A 24,689-nucleotide genomic window follows, 5' to 3' on the forward strand; every position below is an offset into this window, starting at 1 on the left:
TCTCCTTGCTCTTTACTCCTCTATGGATTGTATCATGAACTGCCGGAAAAGGGGCGAAAAAATTGAGCTGATTTACCGCTTTACCGTTTCAATCCATTCTTTTTTCTCCATTTTATCAACTCCCTCATATTTCACAGCTTTCGAAATATAAGGTTCAATAGGCTGATAATGAAGCAAAAACTGCACCGCGCCCAAAATTATAAGCTGAATGCAGACCAATTTGACCAGCAGACGTTCAAATGTTTTCATACACGCGCACCTCCATTAGGATTAGTATGGAAAAGTGCGCTGCTGTTTATTCCGACAGACTGTTTCTTCTCTGCTGCAGCTGCGCGCGCATACAATATTGGAGTAAAAGCTGCTGCGCTGCGGGGCCGATTTCTGTAAATTCAAGCGTCATTTTTTGTTTATCCGCCTTTTCATCATAAAAAATCCGCTGTGTAAGAGCCTCGGCCGTTATATCCGCCTCATTTTCCTTGCCGGGAAGAGAAAATGAGACATACAGCTTTTCACCTGGTTCCGCGGAAATATGCTCAGGCATCACAACAGCGATTCCGCCGGCGCTGATATTAGAGGAAACCGTTTGAAAAGCGGTTTTTTTCGCTTCCATTTTGACGGATACATCCAATACTGCGTCTGCACGGACGTATCGGCGTCTTTGAATCCGCTTCATTTCCTCCTGAGGGGGGATGTCCAATCCGATCATCGGGATGGGTTCTTTTTTCTTTCCTTTAATTATGCTTTTAAATTGATACGGTACTTGGCCATTCCCCATAAATTCCGCTGTTATTTCCAATCCTTTATGCAAAAAGACCGTCCGTCCCGAATCCAGATCGACGGGATATGAGATGTGGAGTTCGCCGTTTTCAACGCTTACTGCTTTACTCCTCGCTTTTTTGGGCTCATTGTTCTCTATGTATTCAATCCAAATATAATCTCCGACAGCTATCATGGGCCTTCACTCTTTCATTATTTATGCTTTTATTAAAGCATGTAATGAAAAAAAGGAAAAGACTTTTGGCCCTTTCCTCCTTTATTTTTATAGGTCTTTATATATAGGCTCTGCACTTTTTAATTTTTCTATTTTTTCCTCTTTTCCATCGTCAGCATTAATGAACATTTGATACGTGTCTTTCCCGATCGTCCCGAGCATTTCGTAGCAAAGCACTTCCTGACCGAGTTCATTCGTGATCAGCGCCTGCCGGGTCTCCCGCACTTCAACATTTTTATTCAGCTTCGCTTTCGCTTCATTAGCTGACAAAGCGGGAGCCGGAATCGTTCTCGTGCGGTGCGCCGCCAGGTAATCACGCGCGGAAAAACCGACGACTTCACCATCATCCAGCGCCACTTTCATTCGGATGGCTTCCGGATAAATGCGGACGTTTTTCTCCACGGGAATAAAAGAAAAGACGCCGATGTTATTATATTGCGCGCTTTCATCAATTTCGAGGCCTTTTGTTTCATATCCGTTTTTCTTTAAAAACGCGACAGCCCGGTTAGATGCTTCATTGAGGCTGATCTTTTGTTTCTTCACGGCCCGTTTTTGAATCAAATAGACAGGATGTCCCCCTTTTTGGGTAATATCCATATAGATAAAAGATTTGTGATCCGCGTCATTCATGCGGATACTGTATACATCCCGATTCGTCTTCCGGCCGCTTTTGACCACTTTAATGGAATAATTATGATCAGGCGCAAACCGTTGTGCGATTTTTACCGCTTCTTTTTCAGTAATTTGTTTTCCTTTCAGATGCGTAAAACCTTTTCGTTCTGTATTTGCTCCCGTAAATGTGGGGCTGATGCTGTCTTCAGAAAAAGCGCCTACATTTTTTTCGACTGTTTTAAAGCTATCGACGATCGTATTATCGCTTTGTTTTTTGTCAGAGGCGAGCGCCATTTCAACATCCATCCACCGTAAATTTTTGCTCATGACGAGATGCTGAACGCTGCGAAGCTGGTTTTGAATGTTCTCCGCCTGTTTGTACAGGCTGTTCAGTGTTGTATATTCTTTCTTATCAAGCGGTTTTTGGTCTAAATCCCGGACGGATGTTTTATAGCTGAAATCTCCTATATTGGATAAAAACTCCTCCGTCTTATTAAAAGGCATGAGAGTCAGGGGCAGCTGGCTCACATTGTTATGTGCTTCAGATGTAATTCTCCATACATCAATGAGCGCCGGAGACAGAGATTTTTTACTGTTCATCGCAAGCGTCGTCCCGATTTTGTCGTGAAGCTGATCAACATGGTACGTCAGTTCATGAAAAGCCCTCTGATAATTATTTTCCGCGTGCAGAAGGACCGCATCTTTTTCCTGATGCTCTTTATATCCCCAGTATCCGGTTGCGGCGATCGCGACACCGAGAACAGCGATAATGATTCCTCTAATCATGTTAACACCTCATTTTGCGTACTTTTACTCACAGAAAATGTGCTTTCCGATTCTTTTAATCTGCGGACGTCCCCAAATCCATTTGCTTGTCGCCGTATCAGGATTGAAATAATAAAGCGCGTTTTCAGAAGGGTCCCATCCGTTAATCGCATCAAGAACCGCTTCTTTTGCTCTTTCATTCGGCTGCATGTATATTTGGCCGTCGGCAACGGCGGTAAACGCGAGCGGTTCGAAAATGACGCCGGCCACCGTATTCGGGAATAACGGGCTTTTAATACGGTTTAAAATAACCGCGGCAATGGCAACCTGTCCTTCAAACGGCTCACCGCGCGCTTCCCCGTACACAGCCTGCGCCAGAAGATTGATGTCGTTGTTTGAGAAACCGCCAGGCATATTGGCTGCTGTCGTATTTTGCTTTTGATTTGACTGACCGCCTGTATTGTTTTGCGGCTTTTGAGCAGGCTTATTCGTTCCCGCCGGCTTCTGCGCTCCGGCTCTCGGTTTTGTTTGGTTTTCCAATGGGACGTTGCCATAATGAGTGAACGTATTCCCTTTTTGGATCTGCTCCATTACATATTCACGGTAATATTTTGATTTTGAAATCAGCACCTGTTTGGTTTTCGCCCCGACGAGGCCGTCAACCGGCTTCATGCCGAATTTCTCCTGAAAATTTCTCACGGCCCAGTATGTGGTCCAGCCGTAAACACCATCGATTTTCCCGTTATAAAATCCGTTATATTGAAGACGGGCCTGCAATTCTATAACATCATCACCCGTCGCGCCTCTTTGAATCACTTGATTTGAAAACGCATGAACCGTTTCATGATGATCGAAGAAAGCGGCGGCGAAAGAAAATAGAATGAGACATGCCATAAAGGCTCCTTTGCACTTCATCTCTTCAAGCCTCCTACTGCAAAATTTAAAGTGTATCCGTATTGTCTGTCACGCGGATATTTTTATACACCGTTTCCTTCTTATCCCTCATCAAGGCATAAAAAAAGAAACCGCACGCGATGCGCGGTTTCTTCACACTTGGATCATATTGACGGAGCGTGCTTTTTTTGCCTTTCGCAGCCCGAACCACCATAAAAACAGCATAAACGGCAGCATATAATATACCCAATGATTGAGGGCGGTAAGAATAAAATCGTAAGAACCGTGCAGACATGAAGGCACGGCCAGCGAAATCACAAGCCATTTGACACGGGCTTTTTTCTGCGAAAAGCGGGCTTTTCCGAGATAAAAGCCCATAATCACTCCGATCAGCGCATGGCAGGAGACCGGCAGAAGCGCTCTTATAAAAGCATGCTCAACGCCGTGGCCGAATAAATACAGAATATTTTCAAGCGTGGCAAAGCCTAAAGACACACTGGCCCCGTAAACGATTCCGTCATAATGCTCATCAAAATGAGCATGCGGGTACACACTGATCATCAGAACGAACCATTTCACCGATTCTTCCAAAAATCCCGAAGACAAAAACGAAACGAAAAAGCTTCCTCCCCCCACATGCTCTTTTTCAAGAACATATTGGATAAACATGGTCGGAAACACAAGGACAACCCCGAGAAAAAAAGACCTCAGCACCATATGTACAGGTTCATTGTCATACTGATCTTTTAAATAAAAATAGCTTAACAGCGCAATGCCGGGAGCAATTCCTGCAGAGATGATTGCAAACATCAGGCAACCTCTTTCCTTTATATTCCTATATCTATGGTACCATGTTGTTCATATTTTTACATCTTTCAATTTTTTTAGAAAAGAGCATATGAATGATCATATGCTCTCTGCACCCAGCCGTTTTGATATTTCGTTTGCGATCAAGCCGCCGTGAAAACGGCCGTTCTCGATAAAAATTTCATTGGCGTTATTTCCAGCCGCAATGACTCCGGCGATAAAAACACCGTCAACATTTGTTTCCATCGTTTCTTCCCGGAAAAACGGCCGGCCTGATTCAGCATCAATCTGCACACCGATTTTTTCGAGGAAACCGTGATCGGGATGGTATCCCGTCATGGCAAATACGAAATCGTTTTTCAGCCGGACCGTCTCATTTCGGCCGGAGCGGAAAATGATTTCATCTTCCGTCACTTCTTCAAGACAAGCGCCGAATTCCATCCGGATTGTGCCGTTTCTGACAAGGGCCTCAAACTCAGGCAGAATCCACGGCTTGATGCTCGGGGAATACTCATGTCCTCTGTAGAGCACCGTGACGCGCGCACCGGACTTCACGAGTTCCAAAGCCGCGTCCACACTTGAGTTTTTCCCGCCGATCACAGCAACATCTTTATCAAAATAAGGATGGCCTTCTTTAAAGTAATGAAATACCTTAGGAAGCCCTTCACCCGGTATGTTCATATAATTCGGATGATCATAATATCCTGTCGCAATGATACAAAACGGAGTGAGGTAGCGGTCTTTTGACGTTTCTACAAGAAAACGGCCGTCTTCCTGTTTCGTTACGCGCTCCACCATTTCAAAGGCGTTTACGCGCAGCTCTTTTCTTCTGACAACCTCTCTGTAGTAAGAGAGAGCCTGTATTCGGACCGGTTTTCTGTTTTCCGTAATAAAGGCGACATCGCCGATCTCCAATTTTTCACTTGAACTGAAAAAAGTTTGGTGGGTCGGATAGTTATAAATGCTGTTTACGACATTCCCTTTTTCGATCACAAGCGCGTTCACGCCAATTTGCTTCAGATGTATAGCCGCCGATAATCCGCAAGGACCTCCGCCTATTATAATTGCTTTTTCTTCTGTCATGTCCTTCAACTCCTGCGATTGGCATTTCCATCATAAGTTTCCACTCATATAAAAAATCTCCTATATTATCATAGGAGATTTTTTTTGTTTATGCAAACGATTGGTTTATATCCAGCCTCTGAAACGCGAAGCCTCAGCCATTTTCCGCACGCCGACCATGTAAGCCGCAAGCCTCATGTCAATCCGGCGGTTTTGGGACATTTCATAAATATTATTAAACGATTTTATCATCATATTTTCCAGTTTTTCCTCGACTTCTTCTTCACTCCAGTAGAAGCCCTGGTTGTTTTGAACCCATTCGAAATAAGAAACCGTTACACCGCCGGCGCTCGCCAGAACATCGGGAACCAGCAGCGTTCCTTTGTCTGTCAGGATTTTCGTTCCTTCCAGTGTCGTCGGTCCGTTTGCCGCTTCTACCACGATTTTCGCTTTGATGCGGTCAGCGTTTTCTTCTGTAATTTGGTTTTCGATCGCCGCCGGGACAAGTATATCACAGTCCAGCTCAAGCAGCTCCTGATTCGTAATGGTGTCATTGAAAAGCTTCGTCACCGTTCCGAAGCTGTCTCTGCGGTCAAGCAGATAATCAATATCAAGACCGTCCGGATCGTAAAGGCCTCCGTACGCGTCAGAAATTCCGACAACTTTCGCGCCGGCGTCATGCATAAACTTGGCCAGATAGCTGCCCGCATTTCCGAAACCTTGTACGACGACGCGCGCGTTCTGAATATCGAGACCTTTTTTCTTGGCCGCTTCTTTTATGCAGATGGTGACGCCTTTTGCCGTCGCTGATTCCCTGCCGTGGGATCCGCCGAGTACAAGCGGTTTTCCCGTAATAAAGCCGGGTGAGTTAAATTCATCAATTCTTGAATATTCATCCATCATCCAAGCCATAATCTGTGAGTTTGTAAATACGTCAGGTGCCGGGACGTCTTTAGTCGGTCCGACAATCTGACTGATTGCTCTTACATATCCCCTGCTCAGCCTTTCAAGCTCTCTGAATGACATATTTCTCGGATCACAAACAATTCCGCCTTTACCACCGCCATAAGGAAGATCAATAATTCCGCATTTTAAACTCATCCAGATGGAAAGTGCTTTCACCTCTTTTTCAGTTACATTCGGGTGAAAACGAATGCCGCCTTTTGTCGGACCTACGGAATCATTGTGCTGCGCACGATAGCCTGTAAATATTTTCACAGACCCGTCATCCATCCGAACAGGAATTTTAACCGTTAATAATCTGAGCGGCTCTTTCAGCAGTTCATACACTTCTTCTGGATACCCCAATTTTTCCAGAGCTTTATGTATTACGGTTTGGGTTGATTTTAATACATCATGTTTGTCTTCTTCATTATGACCGGTGAATCGATCGGCTGCCATTTGAGTTAACCTCCTAAAATCTTCTGTTTCTCTCATGCTCCCTTTCAGTGACTAGTATACACCTTCAATATCTCCGTGCATAGAAGAAAGACAATGATTTTTCCATTATTTCGCTTAAAAAAAGACGGCCGCTGAAAACAGCTGCCGTTTCAAATCTTTTTTATGAAAAATGTTTCTGGATGGTTTCCACAGCATTGCCGTCCATGATGAGTTTTCCGTACTCATGGAGCCTGTAAATCGTAATTGTCGCCGGGTGTCCGTATTCAGCCAGCACCGCGATGACGCCTTCGGCGGAACGGGAGCCGAGGTCTTCAAGGCTTACATAGTATTGGTTCTCATAATGGTAGACGGTGCCGCCGGTAATCCCGATTCGGTGAAGGCTTCCGGCAAGCTGAATGATATCTTCAAACGAATGGAACTGATAAATAATATCCGGGCTTTCGTCAAGTTTGACCTGCATCTCGATATAATCATCGTCATATTCGTCATCTTCTGCGTCCGCGTCATGATTTTTCGTTACAATCACAACCATACCTTGTGCCTGAAGAGAATATACTTCCACCGCGATCGGACCATTCGCTTCAAAGCCGAGCTCTGTATTTGCTTCATTCATCATATCTTTAAATAACTGGTGGACTTTAAACGAGTCCTTCCAGAGGTCTTCTTTTGTCAGTCCCCGATCAGTCAGATCGTCGAGGGTTAAAAAGATTTTAATCTTATTATAGTTCAGACGCTCAAGCCGCATAATGTTCCCTCCTGCCTCTTCTTGCACACAAATCATATAACACAGTATATGAATAAATGAGTCATAGGTTCTTAATTTGTTATCAGTTTACACCGTGTACAGCGGGAAGACAAGCAGAATGCCGTTTTTTATCACCGCGGCCGGATTTGTTTCAAGAAAACGGCTCATCCGGTCCGCACAGCGTAATCATATGCGTCTCCGGCTTCGCCCCGAGCCTCAGCGGAACTTTTGTCGTCCCGTAGCCGTTGCTGATCAGATAATGCGCTTTTTTTACCGTTCCCGTCCCGCCCAATTCGTACGGCCCGAACCGGCCGAAACGGATTTGGCCGCCATGCGTATGGCCGCTGAACACAGCGTCAATCCCGTCTGACTCCCTCATCTGCTCATGGATGTCGGGGTTATGGCAAAGCAGGAGGTTTACTTTGTCAGCATCCGTATATCTGATTGCAGATTCGTAATCATCCATCATCATCCTGATATCATCCACCCCGCAGATTGTAACGGTTTCCCCTTTATAAGCAAACTGAACCGATTCATTTCTCAGCGGAATCACTTTGTATGCCCGTAAAAGTGAGAGCAATTTTTGCTGGCTGACCTCGTAATCATTATTTCCCCACACATAAATGACAGGCGCGAGAGCCGTCAGACGTTTGATGTTTTCTTCAATTCTGGCGTAAGGAACTCCGCCCTCCGCCAAATCACCGCCGAGCAAAACGGCATCCGGCTTATAAACTGCCGCTTCGCGGAGAAGCTTTTCATCAATTAAACGGCGGTGCACGTCAGATATAAAGAAGATGGTGAGCGGCTTCATCCCTTTCATTTTATCAAGCGTAAATGTATGTGTTTTCAGATGGCTGCCGTTTGCCGTTTTGTACATGACGGCCGCCATAACCGCAGCCGCTCCCGCCAATGAGCCGAGAATTCCCGCTGTTAGCTTCATAAACGCACTCTCCATTCTGTCATTGTCTTACATTAGACGGACAAACAAAAAAAGACGTTTCTATCCTTTCCGGAAAACGCCTCATTTTATTTGCTTTCAAAATAAAGATTGATATCATACCGATGTTTCATCAAGTGAAAAACAGATTCTCTCGCCCTCCATTTTTCAGGCTGGGGCCATAAATCCGTGCTTTTTTGGATAATTTCACATCTCAGTTTATGAAATTCACCCTCAGCTTTTTCTTCCTTTTTTTTAAAATAATAAGAAATGCAATACGCAAAAGCGGAAGCCATAATCCAGCACAAATAAACCGTATGGCCTAATATTTCCTGCAGAATCAGCTGCGGAGAGGCTTGGGGGGCGTTAAAGCTTTTAAACATCAGCAGTATGCACATCAGGGAAAAACAAACGAGGGACGCCCACTGCCATCTTCGGCATTGTGCGGCATAATTTTCGTATTTTAATTTCCGTTTCACCAGCGCCTGAAGCATTTGTTTCGTCGGTCCGTCAGCAAATCGGTCTAATTGCTTCCATAAAGAATCCATGCGCTTCACACCTTGTCCGTTTTCATTAGTACACTATATGAAAAACGCGGTGAAAACATGCATTTATTTTAATCAGACAGCGGAATGTTCAGAACCTGGCCGGTGTACACGTCGTTTCCGTTTAATCCGTTGTAGCTGCGGATTTTTTCTTCGCCCGCCCGGCTTTTATAATATTTCATTGAAATGCGGTAAAGCGTTTCTTTCGGCTGTACAGTATGCTGTACGGTCCGCACTTTTTTCGGGACAGTCCCAGCTTGATCACTTGCGGCAGCCGGAGCCGCTTTTTCACGGACAGCCGGCGGAGACTGCTGTTTTGTCTCCGCGTATTCGGTGTCTGTCGGCTTTACTTGTTTTTCTGAGGACGTTTCCGTTTTTTCAGGTGTTTTTTCACTTGGTTTTTCTTTTGTTTTTTCAGATGCAGCCGCTTCTTTCTTATCTTTGTCGTCAGACTTTTTTTTCGGTTGTTCTAAAAGAGCGGTTTCTGACGTATCTTTCTGAGCGCCTTTCGGAATAACGGCAGGCGCGCTTTCACTGTGGTCTATGAAGACATCTTCATAGTCCTTCGGGTCAAATCTGCTGCTGTTCGTCATATAAAGAAGACCGAAAAAGACACCGATTGTTACGATAATGAACAGGACGGTCAGAAAAGTGAACAGCGGCGTTTTTGTTTTGGTTTTTTCCTTCACCTGCTCTTCCTTTTTTTTACGCTCCTCTTTTACAGATTGTCTTGTCGGGAGGCTGTCTTCAAGATATTCAATTTGTTCATCCGCGGCCGCGGCAACCTGCTGCTCGGCACGCAGCTGAGCTTTTCTTCTTTCAACTCTTGACATTTCCGTCATGCAAACCCCTCCTAACATATTGAAAACGGATCTGACAGGCAAATACCGCATCAATAATAAAATGCGCTGTAACCGGAACGAATAAATTGCCGGTCCATTCATAGATAAGCCCCAGCAAAAGACTGATGCCCGCAACCATCATAAACAGAAGCCACTTCGCCAAGTATCTGAAATGAAGCACGGTAAAAATGAAGCTGGCGGCCCATAAGCCGATATGTGTCTGCAGAACGCCTCTGAACAAAATCTCTTCGCTGAACGAAATGAGAAGCGTCAAAAACAAAATGTGCAGAACCGGCCTGTTCTTAAAAAGCAATACATTAATGCCGCCGTCATCATATAAATGTGAAGGACACCACTTCATCACCGCCAGATCGGCAAAAATGACAAGGACGGCAAGAGTTACACCGTACCATATGATATTATCGTCACGTATATGCCACAGCTTTAAAAAATCGTGAATGTCGGTGAAAAAGAAAAAGCCGATAACAGCTGAAACCGCCAATATGAGCAATTGGGTGGCATACAGCTGTATCACAATCTCCCGGTCTGAGAGCTGCTGGATCAATTCGCTTTGCCGTCTCAGCTGAACTCACCCGCAGACTCTGAACCGAAAATCCGGCCTAATTCCAGCTTCCAATCTTCAAACCGTTCCATGTTTTTCCGTTCTCCTTTTTGCTCGTACGGAGCCAGATCAAGTCCGCAGCTGCTGCAGCATTGTCCGGTTTGGCCTTCAGGCTCATACGATTCATCAAAATAAGACAGCAGCGCTTTTCTTATACATTCTTTCCGCTCTAATAACGCCGAAAAACGGTTCATTTTACGCAGCTTCTTTTCCACGCGGTATGTCAGTTCTTCCTGCAGCTGCTCTTTTGTGGTTTTTCCTTGCAGATACAGATGGACGGCCGTTCGCGCCTGTGTTTCCTGGACGCCTTTATTGATCAGAACGTCCCGAAGCTTTCGCTCATCATCCGTACCGGCATCCCGTATGACGGCCAAAATGCCTTCCAGATCATAATCAGACAGGCTTTCTGTCTGAATAATCTGCTGCTGAAGCTCGGTATCGCCGGGCGCCCTCAGCAAAATACTGACACTCGGGCTGCCGTCGCGTCCCGCTCTGCCGATTTCCTGCATAAAGGCCTCAGCCGTTTGGGGAGGATAAAAGTGAATGACAAAGCGGATATCTGACTTATCCACACCCATGCCGAACGCATTGGTACAGCAGATGCAATCAAGCTGGTTATGGATAAATTGCTGCTGGATCAAGATTCTGTCCCCTGTATCCATTCCGCCGTGATAATGATCCGTCCGCTTTCCCGTTTTTTCATTCAGCTCAGCCGCAAGCTCTTCCGCCCATTTTCTGGTCGGACAATATATGATACCGGGGCCTTCAAGCTTTTCGGCAAGCTCCGTGAGCCTGCTTATTTTTTCGGCATTATCAGCCAAATGTTCTGCCGCCAGGAGAATATTCGGCCGGTTGACTGAATAAAGATGACGCACCGCATGCTCAAGTCCGAGCACATCCGTCACGTCTCTGAGCGTTTCTTTTGTCGCTGTTGCAGTCAGCGCCAATACAGGCGGCTTTCCGAGTGCCTGTCTGAAAGGCCCGAGCTTCGAATAATCAGGCCTGAAATCATGTCCCCATTCCGATATGCAATGAGCTTCATCAATAACAAATAAACTGACCGGAACGTTTTTCAAACGGTTCAGTACATAAGGTGAAGAAAGGGCTTCAGGAGACATATAGAGAAATTTATACCGGCTGATGTTGCTGAGAATAAAATGCCGCTCTGCGGAATTCAGCATGCTGTTTAATGCCGCAACCCGCTTTTCTCCTTTTGCTTTCAGCTGCTGCACCTGATCTTCCATTAATGAAAGAAGCGGTGAAATAATCAGCACCAGCCCGTCCATCATGTAACCCGGGAGCTGATAGCATAATGATTTCCCCCCGCCGGTCGGAAGCATAGCGATCGTATCCTTTTTTTGGAGCACGCTAGTCATAATCTCTTCCTGCCCTTTTTTAAAGGAATGCAAACCAAAATACCTGGATAAAGCTTTATGCAGCTCAGTCATGCTGATTCACCGTCTTTGCCAGCGCCAGCCTGATCTGGAAATAGCTGAAGCGCATCTGCATTCCTTCGCGAATCCGTTTAATTTTATTTGTTTGATGCTGTTTTGCAAATGCCGTTATCATACGCTGTTCCTCTTCAGAAAGATACTGTTCTATAAAAAATGCAGGCTGATGCAATGATATTTCTACGATATGATCTTCGATTGTGGCGGTTTTTAAATTTCTGACCGCGGCGATCCGTTCAATCGGAAACCCTTTTTCCAACAGCTCAAAGGTTTTTCTGGCAGACTGTGTCAGCGCGCTTTCCGCCTGCAGATCGGACAACAGCTCGCGCAGAGCGGGATATGCACATTGCGGAAGCGATTGAATAACATAATGTACCGCTCCCCAAAACTGGACGGACACATACCATTCATCTTCGTTCAGCTGGAGAGCGAGCTGCTTATTCGTTTTGCCGATTCTGTTGAATGAAGTTAAAGAATAGACAAAAATAAGCGCCTGCCTTTCACTTACGCCTTGCAGAAGCTGAAACAGCGCGTCGTGCATTTGGACGGAAAGCTCTTTAGCATCTCTGTTTTTCCGCATGAACCATTTGACCCATCTCAGCGTCTGCACATCGTTGGTAACCGGGATATATTGACTGCATTGATGCTCTTTGTTTGACAGGACTTGAATGAGCAGGGAAAGCCGCCTCCACAGGATGACGGCAGGCGTTTGATAATTTGCGCCGTGGCAGTGCTTCGGCCAAGGCCGCTCAGCAAACGCCCGTTCAAGCCTTTGAACGCCGCGCGCAGTCACTTTCCGCGTTCCCTCTTCTTTTCCGGCTGTGATGTATGAGTTCTCGGTGAGTCTATGCATAGAAGCCGCAATATCGCCGCGTTCACACTGTGAAGCCATGCCGAAATATTTAGCGATCTGAAATAAGCCGGCATCCTGAATGGTTTGAGACGACTTTTTTCCTTTTAATAAATGAAACACAGCACTCGGAGTCCGTTCGCCGTCTATTTTGTCCAGACAGTCGAGAACCACGGTATCAAAGTAGTTTATCGCCAATCTAAACACACCTACATTTCTTTTGTGACAAGTTTCGTTTTTTGGTTCTTTTTATTTTAACAGATTTTCATATAAATTTGACGTTTAAAGTCATCTTTTAGGGGGAAGTGCTAAAGAGAATCCCTTATGTGATAAGCATTCTCAATCATTTTTCTGTTGAAATTTGACACTAACATCATTACAATAAGTAAGAGGAATAGGTGTTATATTTAAAAATATATAAGGTAAACCATTTGTTCCAACACGAACAATCTGGGAGGTTTTATTCATGGCAAAGTACACAATTGTAGATAAAGATACGTGTATTGCATGCGGCGCCTGCGGAGCTGCGGCACCAGACATTTATGATTATGATGATGAAGGCATTGCGTTCGTTACGCTTGACGAAAATAAAGGTGTCGTCGAAGTTCCGGAAGTTCTGGAAGAAGATATGATTGACGCATTTGAAGGATGCCCTACTGATTCAATCAAAGTTGCGGATGAACCGTTCGAAGGCGACCCGCTGAAATACGAATAAAAAAGCCCTCCCCGTGAGAGGAGCTTTTTCGTCCTGAATAAGACTCCGGCTGTTATCGGCCGGAGTCTTATTTTTTTGCCGATCAGCACAAACAAAAAAAGCGTCCGGCTGTTCTTCACAGAGCGGACGCTTTAAGCCTTTATTGTGTTTGGATGCTGCGTTTTTGTTCAATCCAAGGTTTCAGCTTCGTAAAGATGAACGTAAAGACGATGGTGATGATAATGCCTTTTACAATGTTAAACGGCAGAATTCCTGCGACAACCGCCGTTTTCAACTGGCTGTTTGACAATGCCGGTGAATGTAAAAACCAAGTATACGCGGGCAGGATAAGAATATAGTTCAAAATACTCATCAGCACGGTCATCGCCGCGGTTCCGGCCAGCAGGCTCACTGCAAGCCCTTTTGCAGAATTGAGCTTTTTAAACATAAACGCCGTCGGCAGAATAAACAGCGTCCCCGCGATAAAATTGGCTGCCTGCCCGACAGGCACGCCGGCCATGCTTCCTTGAATGATATACTGCAGAATATTTTTAATCGCTTCAACCGCAATCCCCGCCGCAGGCCCGTAAACCAAAATAGCGATAATTGCAGGAACGTCACTGAAATCAATTTTCAAGTAATCCGGCAGCCCCGGAAACGGGAAATTTAACAGCATAAGCACAAACGCAATACTGCTAAGCATACTGATGACAACTAATTTTTTTACTTTCACAATGCTCTCTCCTTTTCGATCAAATCTCTCGAAAAGAGGAAAGGTTCTTTTGCGCCCCAATAAAAAAACCGCTTTTGTTAAAAAGCGGGAGCTTACTAAGGCTTGGCAAAGAAACGTTTGATATAAGCATCAAAACGTCTGCTGAACCTCCATCTTCTCCCATCCAGACTATACTGTCGGCTCCGGAATCTCACCGGATCCTGCCGCCGAAGCAGCTCGCGGGCTTAGAGCGTGATGCTCATCACCGCCGGTAGGGAATTTCACCCTGCCCCGAAGATTGATCTTATGAATTTATTCACATTATATATGATCAAATTGTAATTGTATAGAGAACTGCTCAAATTTAAATAAAATATTGGGGAAGCCCAATTTCAGCTGATTCAGCGGTTTCCTTTTCTCCTTTACTGCGTCAATACACATTGACACTCTATTGAGAATATGATAAATTATCAGATATTTAGTCAGCTAAACTAGGAGGAAATCTAACAATGTTTCGAGTTTTGGTCTCAGATAAGATGAGCAATGACGGCTTAAAGCCGCTGATGGAATCAGACTTTATAGAAATTGTTCAAAAAAACGTCACGGATGCAGAAGATGAATTACATACCTTTGATGCCCTGTTAGTCCGCAGTGCCACAAAAGTAACCGAAGAATTGTTTAAAAAGATGACTTCTTTAAAAATCGTCGGCAGAGCCGGTGTCGGCGTAGACAACATCGACATTGATGAGGCCACAAAACATGGAGTTATCGTGATAAACGCGCCGAATGGAAACACCATTTCAACGGCAGAGCATACATTCGCGATGATTTCTTCATTAATGAGACACATCCCGCAAGCCAATATCTCAGTAAAATCAAGAGAATGGAACCGGACGGCTTTTGTCGGGGCGGAGCTCTACGGAAAGACTTTAGGCATTGTCGGTCTGGGCCGGATCGGAAGCGAGATTGCCCAGCGCGCCAGAGCGTTCGGTATGACGGTTCATGTATTCGATCCTTTCTTAACCGAAGAGAGAGCCGGCAAAATCGGCGTAAACAGCCGGACATTCGAAGAAGTGCTTGAAAGCGCGGATATCATTACCGTCCACACGCCTTTAACAAAGGAAACAAAAGGATTGCTTAACAGAGAAACCATTGCCAAAACGAAAAAAGGCGTCCGTCTTATCAACTGCGCAAGAGGCGGCATTATTGATGAATCGGCGCTTTTGGAAGCGCTGGAAAGCGGCCATGTCGCAGGCGCTGCCCTTGACGTGTTTGAAGTGGAACCGCCAGTTGAATCAAAGCTTCCCGACCATCCGCTGGTGATCGCCACACCTCACTTAGGCGCTTCAACGAAAGAAGCACAGCTGAATGTCGCGGCACAGGTTTCTGAAGAAGTGCTGCAGTTTGCAAAAGGTCTGCCTGTCATGTCAGCGATCAACCTGCCTGCGATGACAAAAGATGAATTCAAAAAAATCCAGCCTTATCACCAAATTGCCGATAAAATCGGAAGTCTCGTGTCACAATGTATGAAGGAACCCGTCAAAGATGTTGCGATTCAATATGAAGGCACCATCGCCAAACTTGAAACATCATTTATTACAAAAAGCCTGCTGTCCGGTTTCTTAAAACCGCGTGTAGACTCAACGGTCAATGAAGTAAACGCCGGCGGTGTAGCAAAAGAACGCGGTATCAGCTTCAGCGAGAAGATTTCCTCCAATGAATCAGGATATGATAACTGCATCAGCGTAAAAGTAACCGGAGACCGGAGCACATTTACGTTAACGGCTACGTATATCCCTCACTTCGGTGAACGAATCGTTGAACTGAACGGCTTTAATATTGACTTAAATCCTGCCGGCCACCTCGTTTATATCCAGCACCAGGATACGACTGGTGTAATCGGACGCGTCGGACGCATCCTCGGCGATAACGATATCAATATCGCTACCATGCAGGTGGGCCGTAAAGAAAAAGGCGGAGAAGCCATTATGATGCTTTCTTTTGATAAACATTTAGATGATAAAGTCGTCAATGAGCTGACTTCGGTTCAGGATATTGTTTCCGTTAAACTGATTGACCTTCCTTAACCAACAGAAAACCCAAAACATATGTTTTGGGTTTTTTTACGTTTAATGGGTCGGAAGCGGATTAGGCGCGGCAGGCACAGCAATCGGTTTTGTCACATCATAATTACCGATTTTCTTTGCGTGCGCATGTGTGAACAGCACCTCAGAATAACCGAATTCCTTTGCGGTTAACAAAAGCCCTTCGATCATTAAAATGCCTTCCAGCGAATCTTCAACTTTATGTTTTTCGGACAATTGGATCCGCAGCTGCTCGCCGTCTTCCCTTTCCGATACCGATGCAATCGCATCTGCTTCTATAATGCTCGCGGTCTGTGAGCCTCCGTCTGTTGTCTTCATCCCGTCAATAGCCTGATATACTGAATAATAGGTTTGTTCAGACGGGATGAGATACTCTTGTCCCAGGCTGTCGCTGTAAGAAAAATACGCCCGGTTTGTCTGTTTATGTACGGACATCTCAGCGGAAATGCCGTAAGATTTATAAAAATCCTGTCCGGCTCCGTTTTGAACCTTTTTCAATTTAATCCGCTCGTAAGGACTCCATGTCAAAGTCTCTTTCAGCATCTTTTTCAATAAGTCAGCATCGGCAGCTGATTCGATAGAAAGACGTCCGTTTACCTGCACAAGCAAATCCTTCTTATCCGCCGTTACCTGCACACCGTCCAAAAGGTTCGGCACAGAAAGGAAAGATTCGGGCACTTCTAAGTTTTCTGCATCAGATAATGCCTCTGAAACCGATTCGTCAGGCTTCTTTTTTTCAAAACTGACCGGAATGACGGCGGATGTATCTGAATCGGCAAACGCCAAAGTAATGTAATTGTTTTTGTTTTCGTTAGAAACGACAAACGTCTTCTGATCCGGCTTGACAGCAGCTGACTGACTGGCTTTTTCAGCTTGACCGCTGTCAGCTGTAAGATCACCGGCAGATTTGTTTGTCATCAGGTGAGGAGAAATAATCAGAGCGATGCACAGTGCGCAGATGCCGGCTGCGGCGGGGCCGATCCAGCTTCGGGCCGGTTTTTTCCTGTACGGTTTACCCGTTTCAATATTCCGGTAAATGGCCTCGGGTGAACGATGATCTCTAACCGCCGGAAGTTGTCTTAACAACTCCTCTACTCTTTCTTCGTTCCAATATGACTTCATCATCCATTAGCTCCTCCCTCAAAAGCTCCATCTGTTTCCGAAGTATTTTGAGCCCTCTGTGTTGGGTCGTTTTGACTTTGCTTTCCGAGAAGCGGAGAGCGGCGGCTGTTTCCTGAATGGAATATCCCTGAATAAATCTCAAGATAATAACAGCTCTTTGATCAATGGTGCAATGATCAAGCGCGGTATAAATTTCCCGGACATTTTCATGCTGTACGGCGAGTTCGTCCGGAAGCAAATGCTGATCTCTGACATCTTGTGTATCCCAATCAAACGTACCCATAATACGCTGTCTGATCGTCTGCTGCTTGCGGAACCAGTCAATCGCCACATGGCGTGCGATGGACAACAGCCATGTTTTTTCACTGCTTCTTCCTTCAAATGTATGATAGGAATTCAAGACGCGGATATACACTTCCTGCGTCAAATCTTCAGCCTGCGACTTATCTTTTACCATATAAAATAAAAATTGATATAAATCTTGATGGTATGCATCGTATAATATCTGAAAGGTTTCTTCCATGGGAAACCCCTCCGTTCACTTTTTTGTCGTAAAAATGCGTTGAAAAGTTACATTACAACTATATTACGAGAAACTGGAATTTGGAAGGGAATTTATATTAACATATTCTTAAATTTTTAAAGGAGAAAAAAACAAAAAACACCCGCATGTTCTGCGGGTGTTTCGTATGGAACAAGATTGTTCGTCAATTTCAGACGTCATCCTGCGCTTTTGTCGGAATATAAAATGTAAACGTCGTCCCTTTGTCGATGCTGCTGTGAACCGCAATTGAGCCGCCGTGGGCTTCCACGATATTTTTTACGATGGCGAGTCCGAGTCCGGTCCCTGCCCTGCCTCTTGTTCTTGCTTTGTCCGCTTTATAAAAACGTTCAAAAATAAAAGGCAGATCCTCTTCCGGTATTCCCGAGCCGGAATCTTTGATATCGATTTTCAGTCCGTCTTTTACGGTATGAGCCGCGATATGAACGTTTCCGCCTGACTCCGTATGGCGCAGCGCATTATCTATAAGGTTGGTAAACACCTGTTCCATTTTGTCTTCGTCAAAGACACACTCCGGCTGAGACACCGAGATGTCCTCTGTGAGCGAAACGCCTTTTTCCTTCGCTACACCGGAAAATTTGCGGGAGATCTTCTCCAGAAATTCATGCAGGTTTACCGTTTCATAGCGCAGACCCGTATGTCCGGATTCCATTCTGGCCAAATCCAGTAAATCATTGACGAGCCGGCCCATACGAAGAGATTCATCATAAATGATCTGCGCGATTTCTTTTTTCTCCTCTTCGGTGCTTGCAATGTCGTCCACTATCGCTTCACTGTATCCTTGCAGCATAGAAATCGGGGTTCTGAGCTCATGACTGACATTGGCAATGAAGTCTTCACGCAATTTATCCAGCCTGCGCTCTTCGGTCATATCACGGAGCACGGCCACGGCGCCGCGGACGTGTGATTCCGCATAAAGAGGCGACATCAATAAAACCCATGACCTTCCTTGAAGCGTCATTTCAATCATTTGCTCTTTTTCCGTGTTCACTGCATTTTGAAAAAGCTCTTTTGCTTCAGGGGGAAGGTTGTCTCCTTCTTTAATGTTCATGTTCTGCTCATAATACCATGCCTGCAGAAAACGTTCGGCCGGCGGGTTGGTCACCAAAATGGTGCCGTCGATATTAATGGTGATGACCCCGTCTGCCATACTGCTTAAAATATTGGACAGCTGTTCTTTTTCCTGATTCAGCGCGTTAATATGGAAATTGAGCTGCCGTCCCATCTGATTAAAGGCAATGGCCAGTTCCCCGATTTCATCTTGGGTCAGAATCGGAATTTTTGTATCAAACTTTCCTTTCGCCAAGTCTTGGGCGCCTTCCCGCATTTTCCGAAGGGGATATGTCACCCTGCTGGATAAAAAGAATGCGAAAAACGTTGTCAAGACGATGGCAATGCCCGCCGCAAGAAAAATATAGCGTGTCGTATGTTTCGTCGTATCTTTGACGGCAAGCAGCGATTGGGATAAAAAAACCATGCCTTTTTTGCCGTCTTTTTCATAGGGCACTCCGACGATCAGCCGTTCGTTATCCGAACCGGCATTTTTGGGGACCGCGCGTTTGCTTACTTTATTGCGGTCTGTCAGCGCCTTGTGCAGATCCCGGTCATGTTTAATCTGCTCTAATGTAATAGAGGATAAATGATTATCGTCATTGGGCGAATACCAGACATGCTTATCATCCTGAATGATCGCGATGCTCGTTAAATTGTCCGCCAGTTCCCACGTGATGGATCTGGCAAGCGGCTGGTCTTCATGATTTTCTATTATGACCGCGATTTTATCGGCAAGCTGCGTTAAATCTTTTTCCGCTTCTTCAACGTGGTAATTTTCTATAAATTCCAGAAGCAGCACCGTTAAAATAAATAAAACAATTAACACGAGTGAAAGAATGGTAAACCAAAGCTTTCCTACTACGCTTTTCCAAAACTTCATTCAGCGCCTACCTCAAATTTGTATCCGACTCCCCAGACGGTGACGATTTTTTTCGCCGCTCCCGGGGACACTTTATTTAATTTTTCACGGAGCCGTTTGACATGAGTATCCACCGTTCTGAGGTCTCCGAAAAATTCATACTGCCACACTTCTTTTAAAAGCTTTTCCCTGTCGTACACTTTGTCCGGTGTTTTCGCCAGGAAGTACAGCAGTTCATATTCCTTCGGCGTCAGGCTCACCTCCGTGCCGTCCGCAGTCACCCTGTGAGCATCATGATCAATGGATAGATGCGAGAAGACGAGCACATTTTTTGTCGGGGTATTGGCTGTCAGATAAGATGTTTGGGAAGCCCTTCTTAAAAGCGCCTTTACCCGAAGCACCACTTCTCTCGGGCTGAAAGGCTTGACGATATAATCGTCCGTACCCGCTTCAAACCCTTGGACGCGGTTGGCTTCTTCCCCTTTTGCCGTCAGCATGATAATCGGGGTCGCTTTTTTTTCTCTGAGCTGCCGGCATACTTCTATTCCGTCCGTTCCCGGCATCATTAAATCCAAGAGCACCAGATCATAATCTGATGCCAGCCCCATTTTAATGGCCTCGTCTCCGTTTTCCGCTTCTTCAATCACATAGTTTTCCCGTTCAAGGTACATTCTTAAAAGGCGTCGAATTCTGGCTTCATCATCTACTACTAATATTTTAGTTTCATTTGTTTGATCCATCGTTTTCCCCCTGCTTTCCTTCTGTTACTTTCATTTTAACAAACTGTGCGGCAGCTTGAGAACTGTATCGGCTTTTTGCATCTATGCGTACGAATGAAGTCCGGCAAGCACAAGATTCACAAAAATTAAGTTAAACATAATAATGGCGAAGCCGATGACGGCAAGCCACGCGGACTTTTCGCCATGCCAGCCTCTTGACAGCCGCAAGTGCAAATACGCTGCGTAAAATAGAAAAGTGATCAGCGCCCACACTTCCTTCGGGTCCCAGCCCCAAAAACGCGTCCATGCAAGCTGCGCCCAAATCATCGCAAACACAAGCGCGCCGAGTGTGAATACCGGAAAACCGATGGAAACAGCGCGGTAGCCGACTTCATCGACCAAGTCCAGATTCACATTTTTGACGAGCGGGCTTATAAGAGCGCTGATTCTCTTTCTGAATATCAGCCTGAGCGCCCCGTATAAAACGAGACCTGCGCCAAACGACCAGATCACCGTATTGACCTTTCTGCCTGAAAAAATGGCCGGAAGCTCAATAAGCGGCTTCATTGCGCCTTCCGTAAGCAGTTCTCCGTCATGCGGGCCGACAAGCGCAGGCATATCATATATCATCACGCTTTTAGCCTCTTTTTTATCCACCCAATTAAATTCTGCTTTGTAGTCCGCCAGCCGGAATGCCGACGTGACGGCGATAAATGCCACGGTCGTCACGAGTATAAACATGATGACTTCAAGCCAGAACGTTTTTTTGCCCGGTCTGGATTGGTCGACATGTTTTAACAGGAAAATGACGCCGGCTACAAAACTGATCGCAAGAATCGCCTGCCCGAGCGCCGCAGTCGTGACGTGAATGTACAGCCAATTGCTCTGCAGTGACGGAATAAGCGGCGTGATGTCTGTCGGAAACATGCTTGCATATGCGATAAGCAAAAGCGCGATAGACAATGTGAACATGCCTAATGAAGGCAGTCTGTAAATAAAGTAAATAATAATAAAAGCGAGAACAAGCATCATGCCGAATGACGTCGTAAATTCAAACATATTGCTGACAGGCGCATGTCCGCTTGCCGACCATCTCGCAATGAAGTAGCCGAGATGACAAAGAAATCCGAAAATGGTTAACGTGATTCCGATAGCCGACCAGCGGCCCTTACCGTCCTTCGCACCTTTTGTTCCCCGGATGGCGCCGCCGAAAACCGGGACGGCAATTAAATAAATCAAAAAGGCAGCATAAAGAAAATTTGCGCTCAGCTCCGCCATGACACCACTCCTTTTTCACTAGGCCTGATTTTTGGCCAATTCTTTTTGATCGGCCGGCTCTTGAATCCCGGTCCCGCTAAGAACAAATTCGATATCCTTTTTCAGACCGAACCAGTTTTTGTTCGTATGTCCCGCCACAAGCACTTCATGATCACCTGTTTTGATCCAGATCCTTCTGTGCTGCCAGTACATCCCTTGAATGACGCCGATCATAAAGATCGCGCCGCCGACGGCAAGCACCCATAAGGTTAAGTCTTTTCTGACGGTGAGTCCTGTAATGTTTTTCGTTTCCACATGGTCGAATTTTAATTTGTACTTGTTACTTTCGGAACCTTCAACAGTCTGCTGAATCGCAACAAAACTTTTCTCCCCTTTCGGCTTGTCGGGAGCCGTGATTTTAAAGACAAAAGCCGGATTGTTAGGAACCTTGGTTTTCGTGCTCGGTTCTCCGTCTTGGTTAAAATAAAAATCAGGAAGATAACTGGCGATCTGCACTTTGTAACCGTTACCAAGATCGTAGTCCGTGTCGGGATCAAGAAGATTGATCTTCAGTTTGCCGAATGACTGTTTTGTTTTTTGGTCGATCAGCTGAAATACCATCTGATCGAGCTGGTTTTCTTTATAGTCCACCTGATACACAGAATAGGAGTCAAAGCGCAGCGGTTCATTGACGCGAATATTGTTTTCTTTGACTCTTTTAAGCTTCGGCTTTTCACCGAATACAATGTCGCCTTCCCTCTTGTACAGAACCGCGTCCGTAGTGAAGGATTTGGCGACTTTGCCGTTTCCGGCTCTGTCAATGGCGTCGGCGAATACTTTTTTCTCAGTGTCTTTGTTATATGTCTGCATCGTGAACCGGTTGTTTTTTAAGTAATATTTGCCGTCAGTACCGGGGATCTGGGCGGTTTCGCCTTCACGGACCCAGAGCGTTTCATCGACATACATACCGGGTACAAATCTCAGCATGGCTCCGATCAGAAAAATGATCAGGCCGATATGATTGACATAGGGTCCCCACCTTGAAAAACGGCCTTTTTCCGCCAGGATGCTTCCCTCTTGTTCTCGCACTCTATAATGCTTTTTTTTCAATCGTGTTCTGAGGCTATCAGCCGCATCCCCGCTCAGCTCGGTTTCTGTCCGGCTGTATAGACGCTGCCTCTTCAAAAAGACCGGATTCCGCCGAACTCCTTGATTTTTAAGCGCCCTGTACAAAGGAATCACCCGATCCAGGCTGCAGATGACCAGTGATATGCCAATGGATGCGATCAGGAGCATATACCACCATGAGCCGTACAGGTGATGAAACCCCAGCAAATAATACAGTTGGCCGATTATGCCGTACTGCTGTTCATAATATGTATCCGGCTGGGCGCCCGGCGGCAGATAAGCTTCCTGCGGAAAAACCGTGCCGAAAGCAGACGCCGCCAGAGTAATGACGATCAGCCATATTCCGACTTTTACGGAAGAAAAGAAGTTCCATACCTTATCTACGATTGTTTTGTTATATGTTTGCGAACGCCTTGCGCTGCCGTCGTACCGCATATCGGCAAGCGGCGATTTTTGATCATCAAGCGGCTTCCCGCACGACTCGCACAAAACCGTCCCGGCTGGATTCACGTGCCCGCACTCACATTTGACCTTTTTCATGAAGACGCCTCCGGCTTAATTAAATTCATATAGTCATGAACCATGCGTTCTGTCATCGTGCCGGTCACCACTTTCACGACCTTTCCGTCGGGATTGATCAAAAATGTCGTCGGAATAGGTGATACGCCGTACGCGTCCAGCACTTGCCGGTCAGTATCGAGCGCAACCGGGAAATTGACGCCGTATGTTTTCATAAAATTATGTACTGCAATTTTTGATTCGCCGACATTTACCGCAACCACCTCGACACCGAGGTCTTTAAAATGCTTGTATTGATTCTCCATGTAGGGAAATTCCTGCTTGCACGGCTCACACCACGTTCCCCAGAAATTCAGAAAAACACCTTTCCCTTTTAACTGACTCAGTTCTATGAGTCTGCCCTCTGTATCTTTCAGCGCGAAATTCGGGGCTTTGGACCCCTCAGATATACGCTCTCCGTTTGTGTAAACGGCATTATAGATGGTATATCCGAGCGCGCAGAGTAAGATGAGAAGGATGCCGGTCCGAATGAATAAACGCCGCCGTTTTTTGTTCATTGTACACTGCTCCCCTCCCCTGTCTGCAAATCCATTCAATTATATCATCTACACGTTTTGTAATTTTTGAAGGTTATGTGAAAATTAGAAAGCGTTTTTACCGTGTTCAGCTAAAGCCCGCAGCCTTTTCACCTCATGCGGCGACAATTCTCTTGCGTCTCCTGTGCGCAGACCTCTTAAATCTAAAAATGCGTATTCTTCACGTTTGAGTTTCAGCACGTCATGACCGATCGCCTCAAACATGCGGCGGACCTGTCTGTTTCGGCCTTCATGAATCGTCAGCTGAATAATGCTCGTCTGCTTTCTTTTGTCCAGGGAAAGCATTTTCGCTCTGGCCGGCGCCGTCTTGCCTTCTTCAAGCTGAATGCCGCGCTCAAGCTTTCTCAGAAGTTCCTTGGAAGGAATCCCCTTCACTTTGGCGACGTACGTCTTATCAATTTCGTATTTCGGATGCATGAGTTTGTTGGCAAACTCGCCGTCATTTGTCAGCAATAAAAGTCCGCTCGTATCATAATCAAGCCTGCCGATCGGATAAATGCGCTGCGGCACTTCTTTGAAAAAGTCGGTCACCACTTTCCGCCCTTTGTCGTCATCAGCTGCTGAGATCACTCCTCTCGGTTTATAAAGCAGAAAGTACACGGGTTCTTCCCGCTCCACCTTTAATCCGTTTACTTCAATCTGATCAGAACCGGTCACTTTTACGCCGAGCTCTTTTATTACTTTTCCATTCACCTTTACTTTTCCTTCTTTTATCAGCTCTTCCGCCTTTCTGCGTGATGCCACGCCGGCATGAGCAATAACTTTTTGCAGTCTTTCCATGTCGTTCACCTCAAGTATAATCTTACTTTTTTCCCCTTGAACAAACAAGCTTTTTCAAG

The 24,689-nt window shown here is 45.7% G+C and carries 25 protein-coding genes and 1 riboswitch; of the genes, 2 read left to right on the top strand and 23 right to left on the bottom strand.

Annotated elements, in window-relative coordinates; translation table 11 throughout:
• Window positions 1-72: 72 nt before the first annotated feature.
• From L3V45_RS11075 to L3V45_RS11140, 14 genes are all read right to left on the bottom strand, one after another.
• Window positions 73-249 carry a YpfB family protein gene (locus L3V45_RS11075; RefSeq protein WP_003153420.1) on the bottom strand — a complete coding sequence of 59 codons (177 nt, stop codon included), beginning with the start codon at window positions 247-249 and terminating at the stop codon, window positions 73-75.
• A gap of 46 nt (window positions 250-295) precedes the next feature.
• Complete coding sequence (locus L3V45_RS11080) at window positions 296-952, bottom strand: flagellar brake protein (protein WP_015388063.1); 657 nt, start codon at window positions 950-952, stop codon at window positions 296-298.
• A gap of 87 nt (window positions 953-1,039) precedes the next feature.
• On the bottom strand, window positions 1,040-2,389 hold the full coding sequence (gene ypeB / locus L3V45_RS11085) for a germination protein YpeB (protein WP_236836999.1): 1,350 nt from the start codon (window positions 2,387-2,389) through the stop codon (window positions 1,040-1,042).
• 24 nt (window positions 2,390-2,413) lie between these two features.
• Window positions 2,414-3,283 (bottom strand): spore cortex-lytic enzyme, encoded by an 870-nt coding sequence (sleB, locus tag L3V45_RS11090; protein ID WP_015388061.1) that lies wholly within the window; start codon window positions 3,281-3,283, stop codon window positions 2,414-2,416.
• 132 nt (window positions 3,284-3,415) lie between these two features.
• Complete coding sequence (gene prsW, locus L3V45_RS11095) at window positions 3,416-4,072, bottom strand: glutamic-type intramembrane protease PrsW (RefSeq protein ID WP_003153415.1); 657 nt, start codon at window positions 4,070-4,072, stop codon at window positions 3,416-3,418.
• A gap of 96 nt (window positions 4,073-4,168) precedes the next feature.
• Complete coding sequence (locus L3V45_RS11100) at window positions 4,169-5,152, bottom strand: YpdA family putative bacillithiol disulfide reductase (protein ID WP_003153414.1); 984 nt, start codon at window positions 5,150-5,152, stop codon at window positions 4,169-4,171.
• Window positions 5,153-5,257: 105 nt separating this feature from the next.
• Window positions 5,258-6,532: an NAD-specific glutamate dehydrogenase gene (gene gudB / locus L3V45_RS11105; protein WP_003153413.1), complete on the bottom strand. Its 1,275-nt coding sequence runs from the start codon at window positions 6,530-6,532 to the stop codon at window positions 5,258-5,260.
• Between the two features lie 160 nt (window positions 6,533-6,692).
• Window positions 6,693-7,277 (bottom strand): genetic competence negative regulator, encoded by a 585-nt coding sequence (locus L3V45_RS11110; RefSeq protein ID WP_003153412.1) that lies wholly within the window; start codon window positions 7,275-7,277, stop codon window positions 6,693-6,695.
• A gap of 151 nt (window positions 7,278-7,428) precedes the next feature.
• Window positions 7,429-8,217, bottom strand: coding sequence for a metallophosphoesterase (locus L3V45_RS11115; RefSeq protein WP_044053380.1), 789 nt, complete (start codon window positions 8,215-8,217; stop codon window positions 7,429-7,431).
• Window positions 8,218-8,303: 86 nt separating this feature from the next.
• Window positions 8,304-8,762, bottom strand: coding sequence for a YpbF family protein (locus tag L3V45_RS11120; RefSeq protein ID WP_069013356.1), 459 nt, complete (start codon window positions 8,760-8,762; stop codon window positions 8,304-8,306).
• Between the two features lie 68 nt (window positions 8,763-8,830).
• On the bottom strand, window positions 8,831-9,601 hold the full coding sequence (locus L3V45_RS11125) for a LysM peptidoglycan-binding domain-containing protein (protein ID WP_069013357.1): 771 nt from the start codon (window positions 9,599-9,601) through the stop codon (window positions 8,831-8,833).
• A complete protein-coding gene (locus L3V45_RS11130; RefSeq protein WP_014305323.1) occupies window positions 9,579-10,166 on the bottom strand; it encodes a CPBP family intramembrane glutamic endopeptidase in 588 nt (195 codons plus the stop codon). The genes L3V45_RS11125 and L3V45_RS11130 overlap by 23 nt, the downstream gene beginning before the upstream one ends.
• 14 nt (window positions 10,167-10,180) lie before the next feature.
• The gene (locus L3V45_RS11135; protein ID WP_236837000.1) at window positions 10,181-11,671 is read right to left on the bottom strand and encodes a RecQ family ATP-dependent DNA helicase; all 1,491 of its coding nucleotides are present in this window, start codon (window positions 11,669-11,671) and stop codon (window positions 10,181-10,183) included.
• Window positions 11,664-12,722, bottom strand: coding sequence for a YpbB family protein (locus L3V45_RS11140; protein WP_014305325.1), 1,059 nt, complete (start codon window positions 12,720-12,722; stop codon window positions 11,664-11,666). The genes L3V45_RS11135 and L3V45_RS11140 overlap by 8 nt, the downstream gene beginning before the upstream one ends.
• A 268-nt stretch (window positions 12,723-12,990) precedes the next feature.
• Between L3V45_RS11140 and L3V45_RS11145 the strand changes: the two genes are divergently transcribed.
• Window positions 12,991-13,239: a ferredoxin gene (locus L3V45_RS11145; protein ID WP_003153403.1), complete on the top strand. Its 249-nt coding sequence runs from the start codon at window positions 12,991-12,993 to the stop codon at window positions 13,237-13,239.
• 139 nt (window positions 13,240-13,378) lie between these two features.
• Here L3V45_RS11145 and L3V45_RS11150 read toward each other — a convergent pair whose 3' ends face one another.
• On the bottom strand, window positions 13,379-13,951 hold the full coding sequence (locus tag L3V45_RS11150; protein ID WP_003153402.1) for a riboflavin transporter FmnP: 573 nt from the start codon (window positions 13,949-13,951) through the stop codon (window positions 13,379-13,381).
• A 147-nt stretch (window positions 13,952-14,098) separates the two neighbouring features.
• A riboswitch (FMN riboswitch) is annotated at window positions 14,099-14,233 on the bottom strand.
• A gap of 206 nt (window positions 14,234-14,439) precedes the next feature.
• Here L3V45_RS11150 and serA point away from each other — a divergent pair.
• On the top strand, window positions 14,440-16,017 hold the full coding sequence (gene serA / locus L3V45_RS11155) for a phosphoglycerate dehydrogenase (protein WP_044053383.1): 1,578 nt from the start codon (window positions 14,440-14,442) through the stop codon (window positions 16,015-16,017).
• Between the two features lie 42 nt (window positions 16,018-16,059).
• Here serA and L3V45_RS11160 read toward each other — a convergent pair whose 3' ends face one another.
• The 8 genes from L3V45_RS11160 to rluB all read right to left on the bottom strand — a co-directional run bounded on the left by L3V45_RS11160 (window position 16,060) and on the right by rluB (window position 24,630).
• Window positions 16,060-17,121: a sugar dehydratase gene (locus tag L3V45_RS11160; RefSeq protein WP_103695076.1), complete on the bottom strand. Its 1,062-nt coding sequence runs from the start codon at window positions 17,119-17,121 to the stop codon at window positions 16,060-16,062.
• On the bottom strand, window positions 17,096-17,680 hold the full coding sequence (gene sigX / locus L3V45_RS11165) for an RNA polymerase sigma factor SigX (protein WP_003153399.1): 585 nt from the start codon (window positions 17,678-17,680) through the stop codon (window positions 17,096-17,098). The genes L3V45_RS11160 and sigX overlap by 26 nt, the downstream gene beginning before the upstream one ends.
• A 190-nt stretch (window positions 17,681-17,870) precedes the next feature.
• Window positions 17,871-19,652: an ATP-binding protein gene (locus L3V45_RS11170; protein ID WP_003153398.1), complete on the bottom strand. Its 1,782-nt coding sequence runs from the start codon at window positions 19,650-19,652 to the stop codon at window positions 17,871-17,873.
• Window positions 19,649-20,371 carry a DNA-binding response regulator ResD gene (gene resD, locus L3V45_RS11175; RefSeq protein ID WP_003153397.1) on the bottom strand — a complete coding sequence of 241 codons (723 nt, stop codon included), beginning with the start codon at window positions 20,369-20,371 and terminating at the stop codon, window positions 19,649-19,651. Before resD ends, L3V45_RS11170 begins: the two co-directional genes overlap by 4 nt.
• A gap of 81 nt (window positions 20,372-20,452) precedes the next feature.
• Window positions 20,453-21,628 carry a c-type cytochrome biogenesis protein CcsB gene (ccsB, locus tag L3V45_RS11180; protein ID WP_003153395.1) on the bottom strand — a complete coding sequence of 392 codons (1,176 nt, stop codon included), beginning with the start codon at window positions 21,626-21,628 and terminating at the stop codon, window positions 20,453-20,455.
• 18 nt (window positions 21,629-21,646) lie between these two features.
• On the bottom strand, window positions 21,647-23,275 hold the full coding sequence (resB, locus tag L3V45_RS11185; protein WP_060387025.1) for a cytochrome c biogenesis protein ResB: 1,629 nt from the start codon (window positions 23,273-23,275) through the stop codon (window positions 21,647-21,649).
• Window positions 23,272-23,811, bottom strand: a complete 540-nt coding sequence (gene resA / locus L3V45_RS11190; RefSeq protein ID WP_003153391.1) for a thiol-disulfide oxidoreductase ResA — start codon at window positions 23,809-23,811, stop codon at window positions 23,272-23,274. Before resA ends, resB begins: the two co-directional genes overlap by 4 nt.
• Window positions 23,812-23,895: 84 nt before the next feature.
• Window positions 23,896-24,630 carry a 23S rRNA pseudouridine(2605) synthase RluB gene (rluB, locus tag L3V45_RS11195; protein WP_060387026.1) on the bottom strand — a complete coding sequence of 245 codons (735 nt, stop codon included), beginning with the start codon at window positions 24,628-24,630 and terminating at the stop codon, window positions 23,896-23,898.
• Window positions 24,631-24,689: the final 59 nt, after the last annotated feature.

The sequence above is a fragment of the Bacillus sp. R45 genome (genome assembly GCF_021729365.1).
GTDB lineage: Bacteria > Bacillota > Bacilli > Bacillales > Bacillaceae > Bacillus > Bacillus velezensis.